The organism is Embleya hyalina (assembly GCF_003967355.1).
GTDB classification, from domain to species: Bacteria; Actinomycetota; Actinomycetes; order Streptomycetales; family Streptomycetaceae; genus Embleya; species Embleya hyalina.
The window spans coordinates 377624-403071 of the sequence record NZ_BIFH01000015.1; the positions used below are offsets into that span (position 1 = coordinate 377624).

The 25448-nt window shown below is 71.6% G+C and carries 30 protein-coding genes; 8 read left to right on the forward strand and 22 right to left on the reverse strand.

The window, feature by feature from the left end:
• Nucleotides 1-145: 145 nt before the first annotated feature.
• The 4 genes from cysS to EMA17_RS09340 all read right to left on the reverse strand — a co-directional run bounded on the left by cysS (nucleotide 146) and on the right by EMA17_RS09340 (nucleotide 3521).
• The gene (gene cysS / locus EMA17_RS09325; RefSeq protein ID WP_126636441.1) at nucleotides 146-1555 is read right to left on the reverse strand and encodes a cysteine--tRNA ligase; all 1410 of its coding nucleotides are present in this window, start codon (nucleotides 1553-1555) and stop codon (nucleotides 146-148) included.
• A 120-nt stretch (nucleotides 1556-1675) separates the two neighbouring features.
• Nucleotides 1676-2179: a 2-C-methyl-D-erythritol 2,4-cyclodiphosphate synthase gene (gene ispF / locus EMA17_RS09330; protein ID WP_246126550.1), complete on the reverse strand. Its 504-nt coding sequence runs from the start codon at nucleotides 2177-2179 to the stop codon at nucleotides 1676-1678.
• Complete coding sequence (gene ispD, locus EMA17_RS09335; RefSeq protein ID WP_170222134.1) at nucleotides 2169-2981, reverse strand: 2-C-methyl-D-erythritol 4-phosphate cytidylyltransferase; 813 nt, start codon at nucleotides 2979-2981, stop codon at nucleotides 2169-2171. Before ispD ends, ispF begins: the two co-directional genes overlap by 11 nt.
• Nucleotides 2982-3038: 57 nt before the next feature.
• Nucleotides 3039-3521, reverse strand: a complete 483-nt coding sequence (locus EMA17_RS09340; protein WP_020552233.1) for a CarD family transcriptional regulator — start codon at nucleotides 3519-3521, stop codon at nucleotides 3039-3041.
• A 385-nt stretch (nucleotides 3522-3906) separates the two neighbouring features.
• On the opposite strand from EMA17_RS09340, the gene EMA17_RS51680 reads away from it, so the two are divergent.
• Nucleotides 3907-4593 carry a hypothetical protein gene (locus tag EMA17_RS51680; RefSeq protein WP_160161354.1) on the forward strand — a complete coding sequence of 229 codons (687 nt, stop codon included), beginning with the start codon at nucleotides 3907-3909 and terminating at the stop codon, nucleotides 4591-4593.
• A gap of 119 nt (nucleotides 4594-4712) precedes the next feature.
• Here the strand turns inward: EMA17_RS51680 and EMA17_RS09350 are convergent, their stop codons facing one another.
• The 5 genes from EMA17_RS09350 to mshA all read right to left on the reverse strand — a co-directional run bounded on the left by EMA17_RS09350 (nucleotide 4713) and on the right by mshA (nucleotide 9691).
• On the reverse strand, nucleotides 4713-5393 hold the full coding sequence (locus tag EMA17_RS09350) for a response regulator (protein WP_078975976.1): 681 nt from the start codon (nucleotides 5391-5393) through the stop codon (nucleotides 4713-4715).
• Nucleotides 5390-6580 (reverse strand): sensor histidine kinase, encoded by a 1191-nt coding sequence (locus tag EMA17_RS09355; RefSeq protein WP_170222135.1) that lies wholly within the window; start codon nucleotides 6578-6580, stop codon nucleotides 5390-5392. The genes EMA17_RS09350 and EMA17_RS09355 overlap by 4 nt, the downstream gene beginning before the upstream one ends.
• Nucleotides 6581-6934: 354 nt before the next feature.
• Entirely contained in the window at nucleotides 6935-7693 is a 759-nt protein-coding gene (locus EMA17_RS09360; RefSeq protein ID WP_126636443.1) for a phosphoglyceromutase, read from the reverse strand.
• A 128-nt stretch (nucleotides 7694-7821) separates the two neighbouring features.
• Nucleotides 7822-8340 (reverse strand): type III secretion system chaperone family protein, encoded by a 519-nt coding sequence (locus tag EMA17_RS09365; protein WP_126636444.1) that lies wholly within the window; start codon nucleotides 8338-8340, stop codon nucleotides 7822-7824.
• Nucleotides 8341-8371: 31 nt separating this feature from the next.
• Nucleotides 8372-9691 carry a D-inositol-3-phosphate glycosyltransferase gene (gene mshA / locus EMA17_RS09370; protein ID WP_126636445.1) on the reverse strand — a complete coding sequence of 440 codons (1320 nt, stop codon included), beginning with the start codon at nucleotides 9689-9691 and terminating at the stop codon, nucleotides 8372-8374.
• 210 nt (nucleotides 9692-9901) lie between these two features.
• On the opposite strand from mshA, the gene EMA17_RS09375 reads away from it, so the two are divergent.
• Both EMA17_RS09375 and EMA17_RS09380 read left to right on the forward strand, forming a co-directional pair.
• The gene (locus tag EMA17_RS09375) at nucleotides 9902-10759 is read left to right on the forward strand and encodes a class I SAM-dependent methyltransferase (RefSeq protein WP_126636446.1); all 858 of its coding nucleotides are present in this window, start codon (nucleotides 9902-9904) and stop codon (nucleotides 10757-10759) included.
• Nucleotides 10760-11113: 354 nt separating this feature from the next.
• Nucleotides 11114-12490 (forward strand): C40 family peptidase, encoded by a 1377-nt coding sequence (locus EMA17_RS09380; protein WP_160161355.1) that lies wholly within the window; start codon nucleotides 11114-11116, stop codon nucleotides 12488-12490.
• Nucleotides 12491-12683: 193 nt separating this feature from the next.
• Here the strand turns inward: EMA17_RS09380 and EMA17_RS09385 are convergent, their stop codons facing one another.
• Nucleotides 12684-13199 (reverse strand): O-acetyl-ADP-ribose deacetylase, encoded by a 516-nt coding sequence (locus EMA17_RS09385; protein ID WP_126636448.1) that lies wholly within the window; start codon nucleotides 13197-13199, stop codon nucleotides 12684-12686.
• Between the two features lie 211 nt (nucleotides 13200-13410).
• On the opposite strand from EMA17_RS09385, the gene EMA17_RS09390 reads away from it, so the two are divergent.
• Nucleotides 13411-14739 carry a PP2C family protein-serine/threonine phosphatase gene (locus EMA17_RS09390; RefSeq protein ID WP_246126551.1) on the forward strand — a complete coding sequence of 443 codons (1329 nt, stop codon included), beginning with the start codon at nucleotides 13411-13413 and terminating at the stop codon, nucleotides 14737-14739.
• 38 nt (nucleotides 14740-14777) lie between these two features.
• Nucleotides 14778-16295 (forward strand): sensor histidine kinase, encoded by a 1518-nt coding sequence (locus EMA17_RS09395; RefSeq protein ID WP_126636450.1) that lies wholly within the window; start codon nucleotides 14778-14780, stop codon nucleotides 16293-16295.
• Here the strand turns inward: EMA17_RS09395 and EMA17_RS09400 are convergent.
• The 4 genes from EMA17_RS09400 to EMA17_RS09415 form a co-directional block, all read right to left on the reverse strand.
• Complete coding sequence (locus EMA17_RS09400) at nucleotides 16280-16618, reverse strand: DUF2516 family protein (RefSeq protein WP_126636673.1); 339 nt, start codon at nucleotides 16616-16618, stop codon at nucleotides 16280-16282. The two genes, EMA17_RS09395 and EMA17_RS09400, sit on opposite strands and share 16 nt — an antisense overlap.
• A gap of 133 nt (nucleotides 16619-16751) precedes the next feature.
• A complete protein-coding gene (locus tag EMA17_RS09405) occupies nucleotides 16752-17201 on the reverse strand; it encodes a hypothetical protein (protein ID WP_126636451.1) in 450 nt (149 codons plus the stop codon).
• A gap of 8 nt (nucleotides 17202-17209) precedes the next feature.
• On the reverse strand, nucleotides 17210-17656 hold the full coding sequence (locus tag EMA17_RS09410) for a helix-turn-helix domain-containing protein (RefSeq protein WP_126636452.1): 447 nt from the start codon (nucleotides 17654-17656) through the stop codon (nucleotides 17210-17212).
• Between the two features lie 105 nt (nucleotides 17657-17761).
• Nucleotides 17762-18283 (reverse strand): RsiG family protein, encoded by a 522-nt coding sequence (locus EMA17_RS09415; RefSeq protein ID WP_126636453.1) that lies wholly within the window; start codon nucleotides 18281-18283, stop codon nucleotides 17762-17764.
• Between the two features lie 82 nt (nucleotides 18284-18365).
• On the opposite strand from EMA17_RS09415, the gene dtd reads away from it, so the two are divergent.
• Nucleotides 18366-18791 (forward strand): D-aminoacyl-tRNA deacylase, encoded by a 426-nt coding sequence (dtd, locus tag EMA17_RS09420; protein WP_126636454.1) that lies wholly within the window; start codon nucleotides 18366-18368, stop codon nucleotides 18789-18791.
• A gap of 134 nt (nucleotides 18792-18925) precedes the next feature.
• Nucleotides 18926-19114 (forward strand): tail-anchor membrane protein, encoded by a 189-nt coding sequence (locus EMA17_RS09425; protein ID WP_078979320.1) that lies wholly within the window; start codon nucleotides 18926-18928, stop codon nucleotides 19112-19114.
• A 42-nt stretch (nucleotides 19115-19156) separates the two neighbouring features.
• Here EMA17_RS09425 and ygfZ read toward each other — a convergent pair whose 3' ends face one another.
• From ygfZ to EMA17_RS09440, 3 genes are read right to left on the reverse strand one after another with little or no spacing between them, the layout of a single operon-like run.
• Nucleotides 19157-20101, reverse strand: a complete 945-nt coding sequence (gene ygfZ / locus EMA17_RS09430) for a CAF17-like 4Fe-4S cluster assembly/insertion protein YgfZ (protein ID WP_126636455.1) — start codon at nucleotides 20099-20101, stop codon at nucleotides 19157-19159.
• Nucleotides 20102-20133: 32 nt separating this feature from the next.
• A complete protein-coding gene (locus tag EMA17_RS09435; RefSeq protein ID WP_078975989.1) occupies nucleotides 20134-20559 on the reverse strand; it encodes a Fur family transcriptional regulator in 426 nt (141 codons plus the stop codon).
• Between the two features lie 51 nt (nucleotides 20560-20610).
• Nucleotides 20611-21126 carry a heme-binding beta-barrel domain-containing protein gene (locus EMA17_RS09440; protein WP_126636456.1) on the reverse strand — a complete coding sequence of 172 codons (516 nt, stop codon included), beginning with the start codon at nucleotides 21124-21126 and terminating at the stop codon, nucleotides 20611-20613.
• 243 nt (nucleotides 21127-21369) lie between these two features.
• Between EMA17_RS09440 and EMA17_RS09445 the strand changes: the two genes are divergently transcribed.
• Nucleotides 21370-21732 (forward strand): DsrE family protein, encoded by a 363-nt coding sequence (locus EMA17_RS09445; RefSeq protein ID WP_170222136.1) that lies wholly within the window; start codon nucleotides 21370-21372, stop codon nucleotides 21730-21732.
• A 25-nt stretch (nucleotides 21733-21757) separates the two neighbouring features.
• Here EMA17_RS09445 and EMA17_RS09450 read toward each other — a convergent pair whose 3' ends face one another.
• The 5 genes from EMA17_RS09450 to EMA17_RS09470 all read right to left on the reverse strand — a co-directional run bounded on the left by EMA17_RS09450 (nucleotide 21758) and on the right by EMA17_RS09470 (nucleotide 25415).
• Nucleotides 21758-22081 (reverse strand): DMT family transporter, encoded by a 324-nt coding sequence (locus EMA17_RS09450; protein ID WP_126636457.1) that lies wholly within the window; start codon nucleotides 22079-22081, stop codon nucleotides 21758-21760.
• Nucleotides 22082-22310: 229 nt separating this feature from the next.
• Nucleotides 22311-22604: a DUF1416 domain-containing protein gene (locus tag EMA17_RS09455; RefSeq protein ID WP_078975993.1), complete on the reverse strand. Its 294-nt coding sequence runs from the start codon at nucleotides 22602-22604 to the stop codon at nucleotides 22311-22313.
• Between the two features lie 39 nt (nucleotides 22605-22643).
• The gene (locus tag EMA17_RS09460; protein ID WP_078975994.1) at nucleotides 22644-23483 is read right to left on the reverse strand and encodes a sulfurtransferase; all 840 of its coding nucleotides are present in this window, start codon (nucleotides 23481-23483) and stop codon (nucleotides 22644-22646) included.
• Between the two features lie 433 nt (nucleotides 23484-23916).
• Nucleotides 23917-24768 (reverse strand): anti-sigma factor family protein, encoded by an 852-nt coding sequence (locus EMA17_RS09465; protein WP_160161356.1) that lies wholly within the window; start codon nucleotides 24766-24768, stop codon nucleotides 23917-23919.
• Entirely contained in the window at nucleotides 24765-25415 is a 651-nt protein-coding gene (locus tag EMA17_RS09470; RefSeq protein ID WP_281290464.1) for a sigma-70 family RNA polymerase sigma factor, read from the reverse strand. Before EMA17_RS09470 ends, EMA17_RS09465 begins: the two co-directional genes overlap by 4 nt.
• Between the last annotated feature and the right edge of the window lie 33 nt (nucleotides 25416-25448).

The window sequence follows — 25448 nt, forward strand, 5'->3', positions numbered from 1 at the left end:
ATCCCTTCGATTGCTTCATGTTGCGATCCCCGGTCGCCCGAGGGGCAACCGCTCCAGCCGTTACAACCGTACGGCCGGTCCGCCACCTCGTGGCGTTCCGGCCGTACGGCACGTTCTCGTCGGGCCCTGCCGGGCCCTTGTCGCCTCAGTCCCGGTGCAGCGTCCACCGGGGGCCGTGCGGCGTGTCCTCCACCACGATCCCGGCCGCCGTGAGGCTGTCCCGGACCGCGTCGGCGGCCGCGTAGTCCTTGCGTGCCCGGGCCGCCTCGCGCTGCCCGAGGGCGAGCTTGACCAGGTGGTCGACCACCCCGCGCAGCTCGTCGGAGCGACCGGTGGAGGCGCCCGCCGTCCACTGCTCCGACAGCGGGTCCATGCCGAGCACGCCCAGCATCGCCCGCACGTCGGCCGCGTGCCGTACGACCGCGTCCTTGTCGCCCGCCGCCAGCGCGGTGTTGCCGTCGCGCACGGTGTTGTGCACGACCGCCATCGCCTGCGGCACGCCCAGGTCGTCGTCCATCGCGGCGGCGAACACCGCCGGCACGTCGGCCGTCGGTTCGATCGCCCCGGTCTGTTCGCCGGCCCGCTCCAGGAAGCCCTCGATCCGCCCGAAGGAGACCTCGGCCTCGCGCAGCGCCTCCTCGCTGTACTCGATCATCGACCGGTAGTGCGGGGTGGCCAGGTAGTAGCGCAGGACCAGCGGCGACCAGCGCTTGAGCATCTCGGAGACGAGCACCGAGTTGCCGAGCGACTTGCTCATCTTCTCACCGCTGAGGGTGACCCAGGCGTTGTGCATCCAGTAGCCGGCGAACGCGTCGCCCGCCGCCTTGGACTGGGCGATCTCGTTCTCGTGGTGCGGGAACACCAGATCCAGCCCGCCGCCGTGGATGTCGAACGCCGCGCCCAGGTACTTGTGCGCCATCGCGGAGCACTCCAGATGCCACCCCGGACGACCGTGTCCCCACGGCGTCTCCCACGACGGCTCGCCGGGCTTGGCCGCCTTCCACAGCGCGAAGTCGCGCCGGTCCCGCTTGCCCGCCGCGCCCGTGCCCGCGTCCTCCGCCTCGCGCATCGCGTCGGGCTTCTGGCCGGACAGCGCGCCGTAGGCCGGGAACGAGGAGACGTCGAAGTACACGTCGCCGCCGGACGGATAGGCGTGCCCCGTGGCGATCAGCCGATCCATCATCGCGACCATCTCGGGGATGTGCCCGGTCGCCCGGGGCTCCACGGTCGACGGCAGGCAGCCGAGCGCGGTGTACGCGTCGGCGAAGGCCCGCTCGTTGGTCTGCGAGACCTGCCACCACGGCACGCCCTCGGTACGGGACTTGGCGATGATCTTGTCGTCGATGTCGGTGACGTTGCGGCAGAACACGACGTCGTTGCCGCGGTGGGCGAACCACCGGCGCAGCACGTCGAAGTTCAGCCCCGATCGGATGTGCCCGATGTGCGGAGGTGCCTGCACGGTGGCACCACACAAGTAGATCGAGACCTGTCCCTCGACAAGCGGCACGAAGTCCCGGACCGTGCGGGTGCTGGTGTCGTACAGGCGCATGCTCACACGCGCAAGCTTAGAGCGTCGGGACGGCGCGGCGTGCGCCGTTATCCCTCGGTTCCACCGGGGATCGCCGCCCGGTCACCACCCGAACGCCACACCCACCGCCGCCCGATCGGCCGGCGATCACGGCCCGACCGGCACCACGAGCGCGGTGGCGATCGCGGCCACTCCCTCGGCCCGGCCGGTCAGCCCCAGACCGTCGGTGGTGGTCCCGGACACCGACACCGGCGCGCCGGCCGCGGCCGACAGCGCGGCCTCCGCCTCGGCCCGCCGCCGCCCGACCTTCGGCCGCACCCCGATCACCTGCACCGCGATGTTGCCGATCTCGAATCCGGCCGCGCGCACCAGCCGCGCGGCCTCGGTCAGCAGGGTCACCCCCGACGCCCCGGACCACTGCGGCCGCGAGGTGCCGAAGTGTGCGCCCAGATCGCCGATGCCCGCCGCCGAGAACAACGCGTCGCACGCGGCGTGCGCGACCACGTCGGCGTCGGAGTGCCCGGCCAACCCGGTCTCCCCGGGCCAGAACAACCCGGCCACCCACAACTCGCGCCCCGCCTCGAAGGCGTGGACGTCCACACCGATTCCGGTACGGGGCAGGACCACCCGAGCCGCGTGCTCACCGGACAACGTCGGTCTCCGTACTCTCCGCGGCGGCATCCGCCCCGTCGGCGCGCGACCGCGCCGCCCGCTCCGCTCGACGCTCCAAAAGCGCGCGGGCGAGCAGCAGGTCGAACGGTCGGGTCACCTTGAACGCCTCTTCGGAACCGGGCACCACCACGACCGTGCCGCCGGTGCGCTCGACCATCCCGGCGTCGTCGGTCGCGCCCTCCGCGCCGAACCCGCCGGCCTCGGCGTGGGCGCGCGCCAACACCGCCCGCCGAAAGCCCTGAGGGGTCTGTACGGCGCGCAACAACGATCGATCGACCGTGCGCACCACGGTCTCCGCGCCGTTCGCCGCGGCGACCTCCTTGACCGTGTCGACCACGGGCAACGCGGGCACCACCGCGTCGGCCCCGTCGGCGACGGCGGCGATCACCGCCTCGACCACATGGGCCGGCACGAACGGACGCGCGGCATCGTGCACGAGCACGATGTCGTGATCGGCCGGCACCGCCGCGAGAGCGAGCCGCACCGATTCCTGGCGTGTCGCACCGCCCGCGACCACCCACACGGGTGATTCCGCGGACAATTGCGCACGCAAAAGATCCCGGACACCGGCGACACCGTCCGGCGGTGCCGCGACCACGACCGCGGTTACCCCGCGGGCGGCCAACAGCGACCGGACGGCGTGCACCAGCATCGGGATGTCCCCAAGCTCACGCAACGCCTTGGGCGCACCGGGACCGAGCCGTTCACCACGCCCTGCAGCGGGCACAAGGACCGCAGTGTTCAACGAAGTCCCCTCAAACCACCCGGGCGCCGACGCCACATGGCGCCGACACCGCACCGGCGGATCCGTCCGTCATCGACGGGCGGATCCTACGGCTCAGGAAGCCAGGACCTCGTCGAGGATGGCCTCGGCCTTGTCCTCGTTCGTGTTCTCGGCGAGCGCCAACTCGCTCACCAAGATCTGCCGAGCCTTCGCCAGCATGCGCTTTTCGCCTGCCGACAGGCCGCGGTCACGCTCGCGGCGCCATAGATCGCGCACGACCTCCGCGACCTTGATAACGTCACCGGAGGCGAGCTTTTCCAAGTTCGCCTTGTAACGTCGTGACCAGTTCGTCGGTTCTTCGGTGTGCGGAGCACGCAGTACCTCGAAGACGCGGTCGAGCCCTTCCTGGCCCACCACGTCCCGGACACCGACGAATTCCGCGTTGTCCGCAGGCACGCGGACGGTCAAATCACCCTGGGCGACCTTCAACACCAAATAGGTCTTGTCCACACCCTTGATCGTGCGCTGCTCGATCGCCTCGATCAGCGCGGCCCCGTGATGGGGGTAGACCACGGTGTCGCCAACCTTGAACGTCATGTGACAGGTACCCCTTCCGTGGCTTTCTAGGGTAACACGGGACACGCCCCTACTGAATGACGTTTCCGCAGGTCAGGGCCTTAGTCGGGGCTTGACAAGCGACCTGTGGGCGTGCTGGGACAGGGAACCCCACACCCGTAGGACTCGAACAAATAGGACAAACAGCTCGTCTTGAGGGTGCGTCGCACGCTCTCGCGCGACCCATATGTCCCACCCACCTCACCGGAGTCGGGTCGATCCCGACGGCCGTCCGCCGACTCCGCCCCGGCGAAGCCGCCGCTCGGCGCGGTGAGCCGCGTACAAGTCGTCCTCCCGGCCTGAGTACGCTGTCCCCGGTCATCGTGACCGGTCCAGGATCCGAGATCTTCAAGGAGATGCCGCCGCCGTGAGCCGCAGCCTTCGACGCGGCGCCCTCGCCGCCACCGTCGCCGTCGTCCTTCCTCTGGCCGCGGGCTGCGCCAGTGGCAAGGAAGCCGAGACCAGCAAGATCCAACCCGACACGGCCAACGCGGCGTTCGGTTCGTTCAAGATCCAGAACGTCCAGCTGGTGACGAGCGACCCGGGCAAGAACCTGGTCTCGCTCGGCGGCGCGCTGTTCAACGAGGGCACCACGCCCGAGACGATCACCAAGGTGACGGTGGACGGCGCGGGACAGGCCCTCGGCGGCCCGCTGACCATCCCGGCGGGCGGCGCCGCGTACCTGGTCGACCGCCCCCAGGGCATGGCCGCCGACGACCCGCAGGGGCGCGTCTACATCGGTCCGCTGGTCTTCCCGAACGCCGCCAAGGTCGAGGCCGGTTCGTTCCGCCGGGTGACCTTCGCGTTCGGCACCGCCGGCGAGACCTCGCTGGACGTCTCGGTGCACGCTCCGTCGGGCTACTTCGCGCAGCTGAAGCCGACCCCCGCGTTCACCCCGGCGCCGCCCGCGCCGCCCACCGCCTCGGCGCCGACCACCGCGCCGCCGAGCACCACGCCCGCCACCGCCAACACGGGCGGTGCCACGGCCCCGGCGAGCGGCAACGGCGCCTCCGGTACCCCGCGCAACAGCGCGTCGGCCCCGGCCGGCGGCTGACGCCCCACCCGCGCCACGGGACACGACGGCACATACGACGGCGCCCGCGCCGCCTCCCGGACATCGGGGGCGGCGCGGGCGCCGTCGTCGTTACGGGGGCCGGGGCGGCCCCGGCCCGATCAGGGCTCGAACTTGTACCCGAGACCGCGCACGGTGACCAGGTAACGCGGGGCACCCGGGTCCGGCTCGATCTTGGCCCGCAGTCGCTTCACGTGCACGTCCAGCGTCTTGGTGTCGCCCACGTAGCCGACACCCCAGACCCGGTCGATCAACTGCATCCGGGTGAGCACCCGGCCCGCGTTGCGCAGCAGCACCTCGAGCAGGTCGAACTCCTTGAGCGGGAGATCGATCCGCCGACCCTCCACGGTGACCCGGTGCGCCTCGACGTCGAGCCGGACCGGACCCGCCTCGATCGCGCGCGGCTCGTCCGTCTCCACCCCGCCCTGGCGGCGCAGCACGGCACGGATCCGGGCGATCAGCTCGCGAGTCGAGTACGGCTTGGTGACGTAGTCGTCGGCGCCGATCTCCAGGCCGACCACCTTGTCGACCTCGCTGTCCTTGGCGGTCACCATGATGACCGGCACATTGGACTTGGCCCGCAGCCCGCGGAAGACCTCCGTGCCCGGCAGACCGGGCAGCATCAGGTCGAGCAGGACCAGATCGGCGCCGCCCTGGTCGAACAGCTCCAACGCCTCGGGGCCGGTGGCGGCGACCGCCACCTCGAAGCCTTCCTTGCGAAGCATGTACGACAGCGCGTCGCTGAAGGACTCTTCATCTTCGACGACGAGCACACGGGTCATCGTGATGCCTCCATGGATGGGGTCGACGATGTCATCGACATCGATTGAGAGGTACTGGACTTGAAGGGCAGCACAAGGGTGAAGGTGGATCCCACACCCTCCAGGCTGCGCACGGTTACCTCTCCCCCGTGGCCCGCCGCGATGTGCTTGACGATGGACAGGCCCAAGCCGGTACCGCCGGTGGCCCGCGAACGGGCCGGATCGACACGGTAGAACCGCTCGAAGATGCGATCCAGGTCACGCTGGGGAATCCCCAGGCCCTGGTCGGAAACGGTGATGACGGCCATCCGTGCCTCTGCTCTGACCTCGATGTCGACCCTCGTCCGCGCAGGACTGTAGTTGACCGCGTTCTCGACCAGATTGCCCAGAGCCATCACCAGTTGATTGTGGTCCCCCGGCACGATCAACTCACGATCGCCCCCGATCGCGAGGGTGATCTGCTTCGACTCCGCCGCCTGCCGGCAGCGGTCGGCGGCCTCGGCCACCAGGTCGTCGAGCGGGACCGGGCCCACGTGGTGCAGCGGATGGTCGTTCTGCACCCGGGACAGGTCGATCAGCTCCTGGACCAGATTGGTCAGCCGGGCCGACTCGATCTGCATCCGGCCCGCGAAGCGGATGATCGCCTCGGGGTCGTCGCTGGCGTCCATGACCGCCTCGGCCAGCAGCGAGAGCGCGCCGACCGGGGTCTTGAGCTCGTGGCTCACGTTGGCCACGAAGTCGCGGCGCACCGCGTCCACCCGGCGCGCCTCGGTACGGTCCTCGACCAGCAGCAGCACCAGCCGGGAGCCCAGCGGCGCCACCCGCGCGGACACCTCGAACTCGTGCGCCTCGCCGTCGGCCCGGGCGAGCAGCAGGTCGCGCTGCCTTATCTCGCCGTCGCGCCTGGTCTCCTTGGCCATCGCCAGCAGGTCCTCGGGCACCAGTTGATCCCCGCGGACCAGGCCGAACTTGTAGGCCGCGGAGGACGCCTTGACGACGGTGTCGAACTCGTCGAGGACCACGGCGGAGGAACGCAGCACGGACAGCACTGTGGCCACTCCGGGCGGCAGGGAAGGGGCCGCGGCGGGCGCCGCGGCCGCACCTCTGCCCTGGGCCCGCTCACTCCAGCGGAAGGCCAGGGTGCCGGCCACACCGACGGCCAATCCGGATACGGCGGCCAAAGCGGCGGCGGCAACGTTCACGTCCACATGTTCCAGGGTAGAGCTGACCCGAACGGGTGAAACCGTCCAGAGGGTCCGTCGTGCAGATCTTCATGTGTCGTTCATCCGTGCGCCACGCCTGTCACCGGTGATCGTTCGGAGGTCGTCATGTCCGACCCGCAGACCCCGCCCCAGCCGAGGGCTCCCGTGCCGGGCTGCAACTGCCCGTCCAGTTGTGGTTGTGGCTGTAAGTCCGGTTCCGCGTGCAATTGCGGCGGCAGTTGCGGCCGCTGAAACCGGCGCACGGGTCGACGAGCCCGGCCCGTGCGGAGCGCCCGGCCCCTTCCGTGACAGTCGGGCGCTCCGCGCGGAGCCGATCGGACCTTCACCCGATGTTCGTGATCACTTCCGCCCCTGGTTCTTGACCGCTTCGATCGCGGCCGCCGCGGCCTCGGGGTCGAGGTAGCGGCCACCCGGGGTGACGGGGCGCAGATCCGCGTCCAGTTCGTACAGCAGCGGGATGCCGGTGGGGATGTTCAGGCCGGCGATGTCCGCGTCCGAGACGCCGTCCAGGTGCTTGACCAGCGCGCGCAGCGAGTTGCCGTGCGCGGCCACCAGGACCGTGTCGCCGCCGAGCAGGTCCGGCACGATCGCGTCGTACCAGTAGGGGAGCATGCGCTCCACGACGTCCTTGAGGCACTCGGTGCGCGGACGGATCTCCACCGGCAACGACGCGTAGCGCCGGTCGGCGAACTGCGAGTACTCGTCGTCGTCGGCCAGCGGCGGCGGCGGGGTGTCGTAGGAGCGGCGCCAGAGCATGAACTGCTCCTCGCCGAACTCCTCCAGGGTCTGCTTCTTGTCCTTGCCCTGGAGCGCGCCGTAGTGCCGCTCGTTGAGCCGCCAGGAACGCCGCACGGGCAGCCAGTTCAGGTCGGCCACGTCCAGCGCGAGCTGGGCGGTGCGGATCGCGCGGCGCTGGAGCGAGGTGTGCAGGACGTCGGGCAGCACCCCCGCGTCGAGCAGCAACTGCCCGCCGCGCGCGGCCTCCTTCTCCCCCTTGTCGGTCAGGTCGACGTCGACCCAGCCGGTGAAGAGTCCGGCTTCGTTCCACTTGCTTTCGCCGTGCCGCAGAAGGATCAGTTTGTAGAGAGCGTCAGCCATGCCCAGGAGCCTAATCGAGGCGATGCGGCGCCCGGGCACGGCCGTTTCCCCGCGAGCGCGGGCCCACGTCGCGTCCACGTCGAGCCGACCATCGAAGCGGTCGTCCCGTGCCGCCGTCCCGCGATCCGCTATTCGCGGTTCTCCGGGGCCGCGAAGCGGGCGAAGGCCTCCAGGTTGCGCAGGGATTCGCCGCGTTCGACGCGCCAGTCCCATTCCCGGCGGATCGAGGTCGCGAAGCCGATCTCCAGGAGGGTGTTGAAGCTGTCGTCGGCGCTCTGGAGCACCACGCCCAGGATCCGGTCGATCTCCTCGGCGCTCACCGCGGCCAGCGGGAGCCGACCGTTCAGGTACACGTCGCCGAGTTTGTCGACGGCGAAGGCCACCCCGTACATGCGCACGTTGCGCTCCAGCAGCCAGCGGTAGAAGGCGGCGTGGTTCTCGTCCGCGTGCCGGATCACGAACGCGCTCATGGTCAGGCTGTGCGCGCCCACGGTGAGGGCGAGCGCCGTCTTGAGCTTGCGGGTGCCCGGCAGCACCGCGACGAACGTGTACGGCGCCGACCGCTCCCACTCGACGCCGGCGTCCTCCAGGGCCGCGCGCACGGTGTCCGCGGCCCGCTCTCGTTCGGCTTCCACGACCTGCCCCATTCGTCGCCCGCTCGCCCCGATGGCCCCGACGCTACTGCCCGCCCACGACCTGCCCACGCGGGGCCGCGCTGCGGGCCAGCGTGTCGGCGTACACCTCGGCCATCGAACCGGCCGCCGCCGCCCAGCCGAAGGCGGCGGCGTGCCGCACCGCGCCCTCGGCGTAGTCCTCGCGCAGCCGGGGGGCCCGGATCAGGTCGCGCAGGGCCAGGCCGTAGTCGACCGGGTTGTGGCCGCGCACCAGGGTGCCGGAGACGCCGTCGCGCACGGCGGTGGGCAGTCCGCCGACCGCCGCCGCGACCACCGGCGTCCCGCACGCCTGGGCCTCGATGGCGACCAGGCCGAAGGACTCGTTGTAGGAGGGCACCACCGCGACGGTGGCCGCGCGGTACCAGTCGGCCAGCACGTCCTGGCGGACCGGGCGCTGGAAGCGGACCACGTCGTGGATGCCCAGCGTCGCGGCCAGCTTGTGCAGGTGCTCGGGCGCGGCCATGCCGTTTCCGCTGGGGCCGCCGACCACCGCGACCACCAGCGAGTCGCGCAGCGCGGGGTCGGCCTGGAGCAGGTGGGCGATCGCGTACAGCAGCACGTCGGGGGCCTTGAGCGGTTGGATCCGCCCGGCGAACAGGATCACCGTGGCGTCCTCGGGCACGTCCAGGCGGCGGCGCGCGGCGGCCATGTCGCCGGGGCGGAACGTCTCCAGGTCCACCCCGGGGTTGACCACCGCGACCTGATCGGGCTCCGCGTCGTAGAGGTCGATCAGCTGGTCGGCCTCCTCGACGGTGTTGGCCACCAGCCGATCGGCCGCCTCGACCACCTGGGACTCGCCGATCACCCGGGCCCGGGGCTCGGGGGCGTCGCCGCCGGCGAGGGAGGCGTTCTTGACCTTGGCCATCGTGTGCATCGTGTGCACGAGCGGCACGCCCCAGCGTTCCTTGGCGAGCCAGCCCACCTGGCCGGAGAGCCAGTAGTGCGAGTGCACCAGGTCGTAGTGTCCGGGGTCGCGCATCGCCTCGGTGCGCAGCACACCGGAGGTGAAGGCGCACAGCTGGGCGGGCAGGTCCTCTTTGGACAACCCCTCGTAGGGCCCGGCGGTGACGTGCCGCACCAGGACGCCCGGGGCCATCTCGACGACCGGCGGCAGGTCGCTGCCGGTGGCTCGGGTGAATATCTCCACCTCGATGCCGAGCGCGGCCAGCCGCTTGCTCAGCTCGACGATGTAGACGTTCATCCCCCCGGCGTCGCCGGTGCCGGGTTGGTGCAGCGGGGAGGTGTGAACGCTCAGTGTCGCGATTCGACGAGGTGCCCCCCGGCGCGCTCCCAACGTGATCGCGCGCTGGACGTGGTGGCTCACTCGTTGACCTCCCTGGCCGGCCCCGTGCCCTGTCGTTCTGTTGTTGTGCGGAACTACCAGTTGTACCGAGCCGTCGCGGACGAGGTCCGCCCGGCCCGCCGTCGCGGCCCAACTCAAGTCCCAACCCATCGTGGTCGGGCGGGATTCCCGGGTGGGGTGTGATCCACGCCCCGCCGTGGACGCACGGGGGTGTTCGCCTACCCTGCGAGCATGGGCACGCGCGGCAAACCGGGCATCGGCGCCCCGGGGACGGGAGCGGGGTCCCGGTCGCGGCCGGCCGGGGTGATCACCCGGGGTACCACCAACGCGAACCGGTTGCGCCGGGTCGACCGGTGGCTGACCGGCGTACACGGGCGGCTGCTGCGGACGGCGGCGGATCCGCTGGTGGTCGACGTCGGCTACGGGGCGTCACCGGTGACCACGGTCGAGTTGTCGCGCCGGCTGCGCACGGTGCGGACCGATGTCGCGGTGGTCGGCTTCGAGATCGACCCGGAGCGGGTGGCCGCCGCGCTGCCGTACGCCGGGAACGGGCTGACCTTCGCCCGGGGCGGCTTCGAGGTGCCGCTGCCGGCCGGCCGCTCGGCGACCGCGATCCGGGCGTTCAACGTGCTGCGGCAGTACGACGAGGACGCGGTGCCGGCGGCCTGGGCGCGGATGTGCGCCCGCCTCGCACCCGACGGGTTGCTGGTCGAGGGCACGTGCGACGAGTTGGGTCGGCGTGCGGTGTGGCTGGGCATCGGATCGGACGCCCGGCCGCGCACGGTCACCTTCGCCGCCCGGTTGGCGGGTCTGGGGCGGCCGTCCGAGTTGGCCGAGCGGTTGCCGAAGGCGCTGATCCACCGCAATGTGCCGGGCGAGCCGGTACACGCTTTCCTGACCGCGTTCGACCGGGCCTGGGACCTGCACGCGCCGCTGGCCGCGTTCGGCGCCCGGCAGCGCTGGCTCGCGGCGACCGCGACGCTGGCCCGGGACTGGCCGGTGTGCGACGGCCCGGCGCGCCGGCGGCAGGGCGAGGTGACCGTGGCGTGGTCGGCGGTGGCGCCGTCGGGGCGGGTCCTGACGCCGTGAAGCGTTTCCGCGATCCCTCGCCGATCCCGGCGATCCCCCGCCCACTGTATTGATACATTCTGGTGACTCGTGTCCGATCCGAAACGGCACATGAAATCTTGAACACACCGCGTTGATCCGAACGTGGAACACCCCGGCGTGTCGTCCGGGATTGGCCTGATACGCCCGTTCCGATATCCGGACGATCTCGAATAGTCCCCTGCCGATCACAGCCGGAACATGCAAGGATCCGACGCTGAACCGGTCCTCGGGAACTGCCGTCCCGAAAGCGCGGGTTCCGGTTCGAATCGGCGTCGCCGCATGGAATCGTCCGCAGCGTCTCCAGGACAAGCCGTTTTCCGAAAGGGCGAAAGCATGGTGAAACTCGGGGGCCGGATCGGTCTGCGAACCCGGGCCGTGACCAGCTGCGGAGCGGCGCTGTTGTGCGCGGTCCTGTTCGGCGGCAACGCGTGGGCGGCTCCCGATACGCCGCCGGTACCGCCGCCCGCCAACACCGCGATCACCTCGGTCCAGGATCTGCTGGCCGCCCAGGCCCGGGTGCAGGAGTTGTACCGCCAGGCCGAGCAGGCCACCGAGCGATTCAACGCCACCACCGAGCAGTTGGGTCGCACCCAGGTCAAGGCCAACGACGTGAACGCGGGCGTGGTGTGGGCCCGGCAGAACGTCGAGAAGGCCAAGGAGGATCTGGGCCGACTGGCCCGACTCCAGTACACGACGCGGGGCATGGACCCGCTGCTGACCCTGATGTTGTCCGCGGATCCCGCGCAGTTCCTGCGCGACGCGCCCACGTACGAGCGGGTCTCGCAGTCGCAGTTGGACACCATCGCCCGCGCCAAGCAGGCCGAACTCCAGCTCACCGCGATGCAGAAGAGCGCGGACGCCCAGCTCGCCGAGAGCCGTCGGCTGGAGCAGGAAGCCGCCACCACCCGGACCGACATCCAGTCCCGGATCACCGAGGCCGAGAAGATACTCGCCGGCCTCACCCCCGAGCAGTTGGCCGAACTCGCCCGGATGGAGGCGCTGTCCGCGGAGGCCGGTCAGGCCCAGCTGAACACCCTGATCGGCAAGCCCGACCAGCAGACCACGCCCAAGGCGGCGTTGGCCATCGCGTTCGCGATCGACAAGATCGGCAAGCCGTACATCTGGGGCGGCGTCGGCCCCGACGGCTACGACTGCTCCGGCCTGACCTCGAAGGCCTGGGCGTTCGCGGGCGTGCCGATCCGCCGCACCTCCCAGGAGCAGTGGGCTTCGCTGCCGCGCGTACCGCTGGCCGACATGCGCCCCGGCGACCTGATCGTCTACTACTCCGACGCGAGCCACATCGGCATGTACCTGGGCAACGGCAAGATCGTGCACGCGCCCCGTCCGGGCCGCACGATCACCGTCGCCAACGCCGGTTCGATGCCGATCCTGGGCGTGGTCCGACCCGACGCGGGCGCGGGGACGGTGAACGCCCCGGCGATCCCGAACGTGCCGACCCCGCCGGTCACGCCGCCGGTGACGCCTCCGGTCACGCCGCCCGTGACTCCGCCGGTGACCACGCCGCCCGTGACCACACCTCCGGTGACCACTCCGCCGGTGACCACGCCTCCGGTGACCACTCCGCCGCCGACGACGCCACCGGCGAGCACGACCCCGCCGGCGACACCACCGGCGACGGGGACGGGAACGCCGAGCGGGTCGAAGTCGGGAACGCCGGCACGTGGGTCGGGGACGCCTTCGGGCGGGTGATCGCGGGTTGCGAACGAGCGTGGTGAACGGGTCTCGTGAGCGGGATCGCGTGCACTCGTCGAAGGGGCCGGGCCTGCGGGCTCGGCCCCTTCGCGTAGGCGGTCGGGCGCGGGACGGGGCGGCGAAGTCGCGCGCCGAGCCGACCGGGCACCCGGGGTCGCGCCGTGCGTGTCCCCGGCGACCCGACCGGCGCCTACAGCGCGGCCGCCGCCGCTTCGAAGGCGATGTGGGCCCGGGCCTCGAACAGCACGAAGCGGGCCTCCGTCACGGCCGACGGTGTGCCGTGGACCGTCTCCACGGCGATGCGCGCCGCGTCGTCCATCGGCCAGCCGTAGATGCCCGCCGAGACCGCCGGGAAGGCCACCGTCGACGCGCCGAGGTCGTCGGCCACGCGCAGGGACTCGCGATAGCAGGAGGCGAGCAGGGCGGAGCGGTCCTCGGTGTGGCTGTACACCGGGCCCACCGTGTGGATGACCCAGCGGGCCGGGAGGCGGCCCGCGGTGGTGGCCACCGCGGCGCCGGTGGCCAGGCCGCGCCCCAGCCGGGCCGCGCGCAGCGCCCGGCATTCGGCCAGGATCTCCGGGCCGCCCCGGCGGTGGATCGCTCCGTCGACGCCGCCGCCGCCCATCAGGGAGGAGTTCGCCGCGTTCACGATCGCGTCCGCGTGTTGCTCGGTGATGTCGCCGCGAACCAACGTGATCCGTGTCATGTCGACCAGCCTGCCGGCCGGGCCGCTCGCGCCGCCGGCGCATTTCCTCGCGGGGCCGACGCCGCGGACCGGGGGCGGGCCGGGGTCCGGGCCGGGGGCCGTACGGTTATCGGCTCGGGCCGGCCCGCGCTATCGTCCCTTTTCGATTGCCGAACTTCGATTGCCGAACGACGTCGCGTGGGTGCGGCGGCATCATTCCGGAGGTGGTGGCGTGCGCCCCGCGTACGGCGGCGACGGCGGAGCGGTCGAACGGACCGGCTACCGCGCGGGACCGGTGTCCGTCCCCTCGGCATCGGGTCCGGTCGCCCACGTGGCGCGTCCGCTGCGCGTCCTGCTGATCGAGGACGACGCCGGGGACGCCTTCCTGGTCGAGGAGCTGCTGGCCGATTCGCCGGATCCGATGGAGATCGTCTGGGCCCGCTCGATGGCCGAGGCGATGGTCGGGCTCGGCGAGGACGTCGGGTGTGTACTGCTCGACCTCGGGCTGCCGGACGCCGAGGGGCTCAACGGGCTGCACCGGCTGTTGGCGTTCGCGCCGCGGACCGCGGTGATCGTGCTGACCGGGTTGTCCGACGCGCATCGCGGGTCGGCCGCGGTGGCCGCCGGCGCCCAGGACTACCTGGTCAAGCAGGAGATCGACGGCTCGCTGCTGTCCCGGGCGATCCGCTACGCCCTGGAACGCAAGCGGGCCGACGAGTCGCAGCGCCGGCTGGTCGAGTCGGAGCTGCGCGCGCAGGAGAACGCCCGTCTCGAACGCGGCCTGCTGCCCGCCCCGATCCTGCGCGACCCGTCGCTGGACTTCCTCGCCCGCTACCGCCCCGGTCGACAGCGCGCGCTGCTCGGCGGCGACCTGTACGACGCGGTGCAGACCGCCGACGGGCGGGTGCACGTGATGATCGGCGACGTCTGCGGGCACGGCCCGGACGAGGCCGCGCTCGGGGTCAACCTGCGGATCGCCTGGCGCTCGCTGATCTTCGCCGGACTCACCGGCGGCGACCTGCTCACCACGCTGGAACGAATCTTCGAACACGAGCGACGCTCGGACGAGATGTTCGCCACGCTGTGCATGACCATCATCGAGCCGGATCGCCGCCGGGGTCGGGTCTACCTCGCGGGCCACCCGGCACCGCTGCTGATCACCCCCGAGGGCGTGGCACCGCTGTCCGAGGGCGCCACCGGACCGGCGCTCGGGTTGTTCCCCGACGGCCGGTGGGGGTACGAGCCGATCGACCTCGGCCCGGACTGGTCGCTCCTGCTCTACACCGACGGACTGATCGAGGGCCGGATCGGGCGGGGCCCGGAACGCCTGGGCACCGACGGCCTGTTGCCGCTGATCACCCGTCTGCTCGCGGCCGGGGGCACCGGCTACGACCTGATCGACTCCGCCGTCGCCGCGGTGGAGGACCTGCACGGGGACAGCCTCAACGACGACGTCGCGGTGTTGTTGCTCCGGCACGATCCGAACCATCCGCCGCACGGCGCCCCGGGCGAGCGCCCGGTGTTGCCCGGCCCGGCGACCGGCGAGGGCCGGACGGCGTGAGTCGACGCGAGCCACGAAAGCGGCCCACGGGCCCCCGCATGCGCCAGGTCGTCGGCCTGGGGCTGGGCCTGCTCGCGCTGGTCATCGTGATCTCCGCGGTGATCGGCGCCCTGGCCATATCCCGGCTGAACGATTCCCGCCACACCGTCCTGGAGCGGCTCGAACCGGCCGCCAACGCCGCACTGCGCCTGGAGAACGCGCTGGTCGACCAGGAGACCGGGGTGCGCGGCTGGATCCTCAGCGGCGACCCGAGCTTCCACGAGTCGTACGCGCAGGCACGGTCCGAGGAGGACCGGGCCTACGCGGCGCTGGAGCGGCTGCTGCCGAACTCGGCGGACGGGGACCGGCTGCGCGCCGACCTGGTCGAGGTGGGCGCCCGGGCCCGCGCCTGGCGGATGGGGTACGCGGAGCCGGCCTTCGCCGATCGCCTGGGCATCGTGGCGGTGCCCGACCAGGGCAAGGGCCTGTTCGACGCGGTGCGGGCGAGGACCTCGGTCCAGCAGGCCGATCTGGGCGACGAGCGGGCCACCGCGCGGGACGCGCTGTCGCGCGACTCCACCATGCTGACCGCGACGCTGATCGCGGTGGCGGTGTTGTTCGCCGGGCTGCTGATCGCCATCGCGGTGTTGTTCCGCCGCATGGTCACCAGCCCCCTGGAGCATCTGGGCGAGCAGGTCCGGCGGGTCACCGAGGGCGAGTACGGCCACGCGCTGACCGGGCGCGGCCCGGCCGAGGTCGCCGCGCTCGCGCAGGACGTGAACTCGATGCGCGACCGCATTCTGGAGGAGTTGCACAGCACCGAGGCGGCCCGCGCGCTGATCGACGAACAGGCCGAGGACCTGCGTCGATCCAACGCCGAGTTGGAGCAGTTCGCCTACGTGGCCTCGCACGACCTGCAGGAACCCCTGCGCAAGGTGGCCAGCTTCTGTCAGCTCCTGGAGAAGCGGTACCAGGGCCGACTGGACGAACGGGCCGACCAGTACATCGCCTTCGCGGTGGACGGCGCCAAGCGTATGCAGACGCTGATCAACGACCTGCTCGCGTTCTCCCGGGTGGGCCGGTTGGACACCGAGCTGGGCGAGGTCGATCTGCGGGAGAGTCTGGAGCGCGCGCTGCACGCGCTGGCCGCGGCCCGCGAGGAGAGCGGCGCGGAGGTCACCGCGGATCCGCTGCCCACCGTGCCGGGCGACGGGGTGCTGCTCGGGCAATTGGTGCAGAACGTGGTCGGCAACGCGATCAAGTTCCGCGCCGGGGAGGTCCCGAGGGTGCACGTGGGAGCCCGCTGGGACGGCGAGCACTGGGAGTTCGCCTGTGTCGACAACGGCATCGGGATCGAGCCGCAGTACGCCGACCGGATCTTCGTGATCTTCCAGCGCCTGCATCCGAAGGACGCCTACGGCGGCACCGGCATCGGGCTGGCCATGTGCAAGAAGATCGTCGAGTATCACGGCGGTCGGATCTGGCTGGACACCGAGGTCACCGCCGGCACCACGATCCGTTGGACCCTGCCCGGCCCGCCGCCCGCCTCGGACGAGGCGGCTCACCAGGGGCCGTAGGGCCCCATGTTGTTGCGGCCGCCGCCGCGCCGGCCGCCGACCTCCTTGAGCGCGGGGCGCACGTCGACCAGGTAGACGATCGCCGCGACCAGGCCCGCGAGGGTGAACATCAGACCCAAGCCGCCGGTCGGCAGCACGTCGACCACGACCGCGATGCCCAGCAGGATCAGCCAGAAGGACTTCTTCTTCTTGTCGGCGGCGCGGTACGCGTCCTCGCGGCGGAAGGCCGCGTCGAACAGGCAGAAGACCTTGAGCAGGAGAATGCCGAGGAAAAGCCAGGTCAGCGCCTGGTCGAACTTGGCCGTCAGCAGACCATCGGCCATGTCCATGCCCATCGATCCTCCTCTGCGCGGCCGCCGGGTGCCGCCACGTCGTGCGGGGGATTCCAGTCTGGCACGCCGGGCGCGGCCTCGGGGATTCCCGAGGCCGCGCCCCGACGATCGTGACGCGGACGGATCAGGCGCCGGAACCGGTGGTCGGCTCGGCGCCGGTCCCGGCGGCGGGCTTGGTCCGCGGCTTGGCGTCGGCCCGCCCGGTCGCGGTCGCACCGGCCTTCGCCCGGCTCGCGGCCGGCGCGGCCGGGGGTTCGGCGACGGGCGTGGTGTCGTCGTGCCGGTCGCCCCGCTTGACCAGCTTCTCGCCGCGGGCGGCGAGGTCGTCGTAGATCTCCCGGGCCCGGTCGACCTGCGACCTGGCGAAGTCCACCCGGGCCCGGGCGAAGGTCTGGGTACGGTCCGGGAGCGCCTGGATGCGCTCGCGGAGCACCTTCGGGTCGGTGACGACCTCGGTCCGCAACCGCTCGGGCAACTCGCGCAGCTTCTCCACCACCAGGTCGCCCGCGCCGGCGACGGCGTAGAACGGGGTGGTCTCGGTCAGGGTCTTCCTCAGTTCCGTGGCGATCGCCATGGTGTTCCTCACTCCTCATGCCCGTGGATCGAGGTATCGGTGACGGCCCGGCCGGCCTTGCCGTTCTCGCTTGCGTCGGCGGCGCCCGGTACGTCCCGCGCGGCACCGTCCTGTGCGTTCTCCTTGCGGAATGCCTCGTAGATCTCCACGAGCACCCGCTTCTGACGGTCGTTGATCGCCGGATCCGCCATGATCGCGGTGCGCACCTCGCGGTCGCCGTCCTCGCGTTCGTCGAGGATGCCCGCCTGCACGTAGAGCGTTTCGGCCGAGATGCGCAGCGCCTTGGCGATCTGCTGGAGGATCTCCGCGCTCGGCCGGCGCAGACCGCGCTCGATCTGGCTCAGGTAGGGGTTGGAGACCCCGGCCACCTCGGCGAGTTGCCGAAGCGAATATTGCGCGTTGCGGCGTTGCTCCCGGATGTATTCACCCAGCGAGCCGACGTTCAGACCTGCCATGCCCCCAGCATGCACACATCGTGCTTGCTCCTGCAAGCACGATGCTGACAATCGTGAGCACGCTCCCGGACTCGGGGGCCGACCGGCTTCGCCGGCCCCGAGGGATCAGCGCCCGGAAAGCAGGTCCTCCACCTTGGCCTCTCCCTCGCGGTAGCGCCGGGTGATCTCGGCGGCGCAGTCGTCGGCCGTGCGCTGGAGGCGGTGCCGGCGGGAGGACACCTCCTGCTCGTGGCCGGCGAGCTTGTCCAGCGCCTCGCCCAGTTCCGCGTCGGTGTGCGCGGCGAGGTCGGACAGGCCCACGTCGGCGAGCAGTCGCTCGATCCAACTCCGGTATCGATCGGTGCGCGGCGGCTGCACGTTGACGTGCCGGGCGCCCCGGGCGGGCGGTCTGGATTCGGACAGGATCTCGGGCAGTCGGCCCACCACCGGCGATTTCGGCTCGGCGCCGTCCCGGCCGGATCGCCGGGCCAGTTCGGCGCGCAGGATGTCGATTCGCCCCTGGAGCAACCTCCGCAGATAGGACAGATCGTTCTCCTCGCGCTGGGCGTCACGCATGAGTTCGCGAACCCGGCTCAGCGTGAGGGCACGGATGGCCTCCGGGGCCACTCCGTCGGGAAGATCCACCATGAGACGCATCGTGTCATGTCGGGCAGACCGTCGCGTGCCACATGGCGCGGAATCGATCCGGACGGGTGTGCAGAATGGGCCCATGCGTGCCGTCCTGCAAGTGGTGACCGAGGCTTCCGTGACCGTCGACGGGGAGGTGGTCGGCTCGATCGTGGGACCCGGGCTGTGCGTCCTGGTCGGGGTCACGCACACCGACACCCCGGAGATCGCCCGTCGACTGGCCGCCAAGCTGTGGAGCCTGCGCGTGCTGGACGGCGAGAAGTCCTGCTCCGATCTGGCGGCACCACTTCTGGTGATCTCGCAATTCACGCTTTACGGCGACGCCCGCAAGGGTCGTCGGCCCACCTGGAACGAGGCCGCGCCCGGGCCGGTGGCCGAACCGCTGGTGGCCGAGGTGGTCGCGGCGCTGCGGAAGCTGGGCGCCGAGGTGGCCACCGGCGTCTTCGGCGCCGACATGCGCGTCGCGCTGGTCAACGACGGCCCGATGACCCTCGTCGTCGACATGTGAGCCCGGTCGCCACGACGGCGACCCCGAGAAATCCCGGGGTCGCCGGCCGCGCTTCCCGGGGGTTCTCCCCATGTTCCCGGGCTTCGCGGGGAAGGAGAATGGCGACAGGTTCACCGATCGAAGGGGGTTGGACCATGTCGCATCGCGGGCCGTACATCGCGGCCGGGATCGTCGTCGCCATCATCGCGCTGATCGTGCTGCCGTCGTGGATCGCCTGGACCATCGTGGCGGTCGCGATCGGCCTGCCCGTCGTCGCCTACTTCACCCTGGACCGCTCGCAGCGGCGGCGCCTGCACCGCATCCGCCGCCGCGAGATCCGCTAGCGCGTCCGCGCCCGGTCCCCGCGGGGCACGGGCGCGGGGGCGCTACGCGGGGACCACGACCTCCTGCGTCGCCGGCACCCCGCCGGCCAGGAGTTCGGCGTCCACGGCGGTGTTGCGCTTGATCAGCGCGAGCGCGATCGGGCCGAGTTCGTGGTGGCGCGCCGCGCTGGTGACGAACCCGACCTGGCGGCCCGCGAGTTCCACCGGCGCGCCGTGCGCCGGCAGCGTCTCCTGGGTGCCGTCCAGGTGCAGGAAGACCAGGCGCCGCGGCGGGCGACCCAGGTTGTGCACGCGCGCGACCGTCTCCTGCCCCCGGTAGCAACCCTTGTCCAGGTGCACGGCGGTGTCGATCAGGCCCAGCTCGTGCACGATCGTGCGGTGGTCGGTCTCCAGGCCGCGCCGGGGCCGGTGTGCGGCGATCCGCAACGCCTCGTACGCCCACATGCCCGCCGGATGCGCGTGCTCGCGTCCGTACGCCGCCAACCGCTCGCGGGGCAGGAACACCTCGCGGCCGTACTCGGTCGCGCGGATCAGCACATCGTCGGGAGCGTCCCCGCCCGCCTCGTGCACGACGGCGAAGTCGGCGGACACGTCGGCGACCTCGACCCGCAGCATGAAGCGCATCCGGTCCAGGAATTCGACCAGGGCCGGCGCCTCGCCGGGCTCGACGTGGGCCCAGAACGCCTCGCCGTCGTCCACCCCGTACAGCGCGTGCTCGATGTGCCCGTGCGGGCTCAGCACCAGCGTCAGCGTGGCCTCGTGCGGCTTCAGGTCGGTCAGGTGTTGCGTGGTCAGCGAGTGCAGCCAGCTCAGCCGGTCCGGGCCGAGGACCCGGATCACGTCGCGGTGCGACAGGTCGACGAAGCCCTCGCCCGCCTCCAGCCGACGTTGTTCGCGCAGGGGGTCGCCGTAGTGCGCGGCGACGCCGACGTCGGGGGCTTCCGCGGCGACCGCGCCGGGCAGGGTCAACAAAGGGCTCGTGGGCATGTCCCCACAGTACGAGACCCGTCGGATGAACCTCAGTTCGCCCGGGCCGCCGTGCACTCCGCGCAGCGGCCGAAGATCGCGAAGTGCGCGAGGTCGATGTCGAACCCGTGCTCGACGCGCAGCCGCTCGCCCATGCCGGCGGCGACCTCCGTGCCCACCTCGATCACCCGGCGGCAGTCCCGGCAGACCAGGTGCAGATGGCCGCCGGCGTCCGCCGGGTGGTAGGTCGGCGCACCGTGCCCGAGGTGGGTGTGGGTGACCAGGTCGAGCTGTTCGAGCAGTTCGAGAGTGCGGTAGACCGTCGAGATGTTGATCCCGCCCGCGGTCTTGTGCACCTCCACCAGGATCTCGTCCGGTGTCGCGTGGCCCAGGGCGTTCACCGCTTCGAGGACGAGTTGGCGCTGCGGCGTGAGCCGGTAGCCCTTCTCGCGAAGCTCGTGCTTCCAGTCAGTGCTCACGCAGGGAAGTTTACGAGTGCGCGGCGCCCGCCGGACCGGCCGACCGGGCGACTACTCGGCCGCGAGTTCCGCGTCGACCCGCTTGAGCTGGGCGGAGACGTGCGCCTGGAGCGGGTGTCCCATCGCGGCCATGTCGTAGGCGTACATCAACTCGCCCTTGACCAGGCCGTAGAGCCGGTGTCCGGCCGTGTAGTCCTTGGCGTCCTCGGTGCGCGCGACCACGTCGGTGCGCATCTCCAGGCGCGGGCCCTCCACCTTGCCGAGCCAGATCTCCACGATGCCGGTCGGGTGGGCGAGCGTGACGTCGACCGATCCGTCCAGCTTGGAGCGCCAGAAGCCGGTCTCGGTGGCCAACGGGCGCACCCGCTCCCCCGCGTCGTCGAGCAGCCAGGTCCGCGACGTGTAGGTCAGGAACGGCTTGTTCGCGATGTAGCCGAAGGTGACCTGCTGGCCGAAGCGGAACGCCTCGATCGTCGGGTAGTCGCCGACACCGGCGCCTTCCCAGGTGCCGAGCAGGAACGCGAGGGGGACGGCGTCGAAGTGCAGGTCGTCCGGAATTTCGATCATGGTGGGGAGGGCCGCTTCCGAGGGTCGGGTACGGCCGGTCAGCCTACCGGGCGTGGGCTCAGTTCTGGCCCTTGTACAGCTTGGACACGGTCAGCGCGGCGAACCACGCGACGAGGACGCCGACCACGGCCAGCAGCGCAATGAAGAAGATGTGCATCGCCCGGGTGCTCCTCGTGCTTCGTACGGGGCGGCCGGATCGCCCCGGCCGGGTGCCAAACGGCCTCAGTGTATAGGCTGCGGGCCGTGAAGCGATCTCTCGTGGTCAAGGTCACCGCAGGTCAGGACGCGCCGGAGCGCTGCTCCCAGGCGTTCACCGTGGCGTCGGTGGCGCTCGCGTCGGGGGTCGACGTGTCGCTGTGGCTCACCGGCGAGTCGTCCTGGTTCGCGCTGCCCGGGCGGGCCGCCGAGTTCGAACTCCCGCACGCCGCGCCGCTGCCGGATCTGCTCGACGCGCTGCTCGCGGGCGGGCGGGTGACGCTGTGCACGCAGTGCGCGGCGCGGCGCGGGATCACCGGGGACGACGTGCTGCCGGGGGTGCGGATCGCGGGCGCCCAGGTGTTCGTGCAGGAGGCGCTCGCCGACGGGGCCCAGGCGCTGGTGTACTGACCGGCCGGGCCCCGACGCGCCGGTGTCAGTGGCTGATCCCGGAGATGTTCAGGCCGATCACGCCGAGCAGGACCAGGCCGATCGAGATCAGCTTGAGCGGGGACGAGCCCTCGTTCAGCAGCCAGATGCCCACGAGCGCGGTGCCCGCCGCGCCGATCCCGGTCCACACCGCGTAGGCGGGGCCGACCTCCAGGGACTTGAGCGCGTAGGTGAGCAGTCCGAAGCTGCCCAGCGCGCAGACGGCGAAGCCGATGGTGGGCCACAACCGGGTGAATCCGTGACTCTGCTTGAGCATGATGGCGAAGCCGGTCTCCAGGACTCCCGCGATGATCACAATCGCCCATGCCACGTGTTGCCTCCCGGCGTCGCGCCTTGCTCCGGTGCCCCGATGCGCCGGGCGGTTCCCCCCGACGATACGGAAACCTTTCTGCCCCGACGACGGGCGGGACACACCGGGCGCACGACCGGACGGACCGCGCCCCTCCCCCGAGCACGTGGGGAGGGGCGCGGCCGTATCGCACCGAGCGGTGACGGATTCCGTGGGTGTACGTCCGAAGGAGATCCGCCCCGTCGGGGTGTCAGACCGCGATCTCGACCTCGGCGACGGTGCCCTTCTCGGACACCACCACACTGCGGTCCACGGTCGCGCCGGGTACCAGGGCCCGGACAGTCCAGTTGCCGGGGGCCGCGAAGAACCGGAACTCGCCGGTCGCGGACGTGGGCACCTCGGCGGTGAAGTCGCCACCCGCGTCGAGCAGGCGCACGTAACCGTTGATGGGCTGCCCGCCCTTGGTCACCGCCCCCTGGATGATGGTTTCCTTCGCCACGTCAACTCCTGCCAGATCCGGGCCGCCGGCCTTCGCACCGCACATCGTTCCTGCTCCCTGCGTTCGGGTGGGTGTAGCCGTCGGTCACTTGCCGTCGCCGAGCTCGATCGGCACGCCGACCAGCGCGCCGTACTCGGTCCACGAGCCGTCGTAGTTGCGCACGTTGCCCTGCTCGAGCAGCTCGTGCAGGACGAACCACGTGTGCGCGGAGCGCTCGCCGATCCGGCAGTAGGCGATGGTGTCCTTCGCCAGGTCCACACCCTCGCCCTCGTACAGCGCGGTGAGCTCCTCGTTGGTCTTGAAGGTGCCGTCGTCGTTGGCGGCCTTCGACCACGGGATGTTCTTCGCGGTCGGCACGTGGCCGGCCTTCTGCGACTGCTCCTGCGGCAGGTGCGCCGGGGCGAGCAGCTTGCCGGAGAACTCGTCGGGCGAACGCACGTCGACCAGGTTCAGCGAACCGATCGCGGCGAGCACGTCGTCGCGCCAGGCGCGGATCGAGGTGTCCTGCGGCTTGGCCGTGTAGGTGGTCGCGGCGCGCTCGGGCACCTCGACGACCAGCTCGCGGGAGTCGAGCTCCCACTTCTTGCGACCGCCGTCGAGCAGCTTGACGTCGCCGTGACCGTAGAGCTTGAAGTACCAGTAGGCGTAGGACGCGAACCAGTTGTTGTTGCCGCCGTAGAGCACGACGGTGTCGTCGTTGGCGATGCCCTTGGCGGACAGCAGCGCCGAGAAGCCGGCCTCGTCGACGAAGTCGCGCTTGACCGGGTCCTGCAGGTCGTCGCGCCAGTCGATGCGCACCGCACCGCGGATGTGGTTCTTGACGTAGGCGCTGGTGTCCTCGTCGACCTCGACGAGGACGACCTTCGGGTCGTCCAGGTGGGCCTGGACCCAGTCGGCGTCTACCAGAACGTCGGAGCGGCTCATGGGATACCTCCGGTGCAGAAGTGCGCGGGATCTCGCGGATGTCGGGATGCACGTTCGCGACACACGTTCGCGACACACCCGGGCATGCCGCGGCGCCGCCGCATGCGGGGGTGTACGTGTGTCAGGGGTGTTTCACGCGGGAGCCGGGTGCCCGTTCCGCCGTGTCGTCACACGGCTCGGGTCCCGGGGCCGACGGTCGGTCGCGATCCACCGCGGGTGGATCGCCGAACGACGACTGTCGACAAGTCAGTCAGCGCAACACAGGCAGGTCTGCGTGCGGCACAGGTCCACTGCGCGCCGCTTGGTGAGGTCATCCGCCTGTCGCTTCACATCACGATCGTAGGGACGGATGACCGCCGCTGTCATGCATGTCCCATCATGCGAGACAAATGTGTCCGTACTTCGAGACGACCAGGGGATTGATCCCTGTTTGTCATGGTTGTGCGAGTGGAATCTCGATGAGTTGCTCGCCGCCGACGACGGTCCTGACGCTGAAGCGGGTGATCTCGCCGACGGGAATGCCGGTCGCGCCCCGGATCGGATCGGCCGGCGGGTAGTCGCCGTCGGGCACCACCCACGAGGACGCGGTCTCCACCCGGCCCTTGGTGCCGTAGACGTCCAACCGGCAGCGGGTGCCGGGGCGGATCCCGGACAGCGACAGGTCCACGCTGCTGCCCCACGCGGTGGGCGCGTAGCGCAGTTCGGCGCCCGCGCCGGAGCGTGGATCACCCGCGCGCACGGTACGGCCGCCCGGTTGCGCGGGCGGCGTCGCGGTGCCGGGCGGGGTGGCCGGCGCGGTCGGCGGGCCCGGGACCGCGCCCGTCGGCGCCGCCGCGGTGTCCCCGTCGCCGCCGGTGTCGCCGAGCGCCCAGCCGGTGAGGCCCGCCAGCAGCACCAGCACCGCTGCGGCCGCGGCGGCCAGCGAGCGCAGCCGCCGACCCCGGTCGGCCCGCACGGCGGCGGCGGACAACAACCGCGCGGGGGCCGCCCCCTGCGCCGCCGCGCCGCTGGCCCGCGCCTCCGGCTCGCTCAGCCGGGCCAGCATCCGGGGCAGGCCGGCCAGTTCCTCGTACTCGGCCCGGCAGCGCGGGCAGCCGGCCACGTGGGTGCGCACCCGGGCGGCCTCGTCCTCGTCCAGCGCGCCGACCACGAACGCCCCGAGGTCCAGGCGCGCGACCGCACAGCCCAGCGGGGCGGGCGATCCCGGCGGCCGGGCGGGCGGCGGCGGGTTCGTGTCGGGAGTGGTGCCGTTCGTCGTCGTGCCCTCGTCCCCGATGTCCGTCACGGGACCAACCCCCTTTCCTCCAAGGCCACGCGCAGCGCTCGCAGCGCGTAGTACGTCCGTGATTTGACCGTGCCCTCCGGCACGCCGAGGGTCTTGGCCGCGTCGGCCACCGAACTGCCCCGGTAGTAGGTCTCCAGCAACACCGCGCGGTGCTCGGGGCTCAGCGCGGCCATCGCGTCGGCGACGTCCCAGGCGAGCACGGCCCGGTCGAACTCCGCCTCCGCGCCCTCGTCGGGCACCGTCGCGAGCACCGCGTCGCCGGTCTCGGGCGGCCGGGCGCGCCGGGCGCGGCCGACGTCGATCACCACGTTGCGGGCCACGGTGCACAACCAGCCGCGGACCGAGCCCCGGCCGGGGTCGAGGGCCTCGGGGTGGCGCCAGGCCCGCAACAGGGTCTCCTGCACCACGTCCTCGGCCCAGGCCCGGTCACCACCGGTCAGCCGCAGCGCGAACCCCAGGAGGGGGCCGCCGTGTTCGAGGTAGAGGGTGCGGATGACCGCCTCGTCGGCGGTGGATATTCGGGACGCCGAGTGCAGCGGGTCGGCGGCCGGTCGGTCGTCCTCGGGGGCGGTGCGCGCGAGGAAGGCGCGAGCCGCCGCCGGGTCCGCCTGCGCCTCGGCGCCGAGCACGTCCGAACGTTGCAACACACCCGCTTCACGAGCGGACGGGCCCGGCGGTTC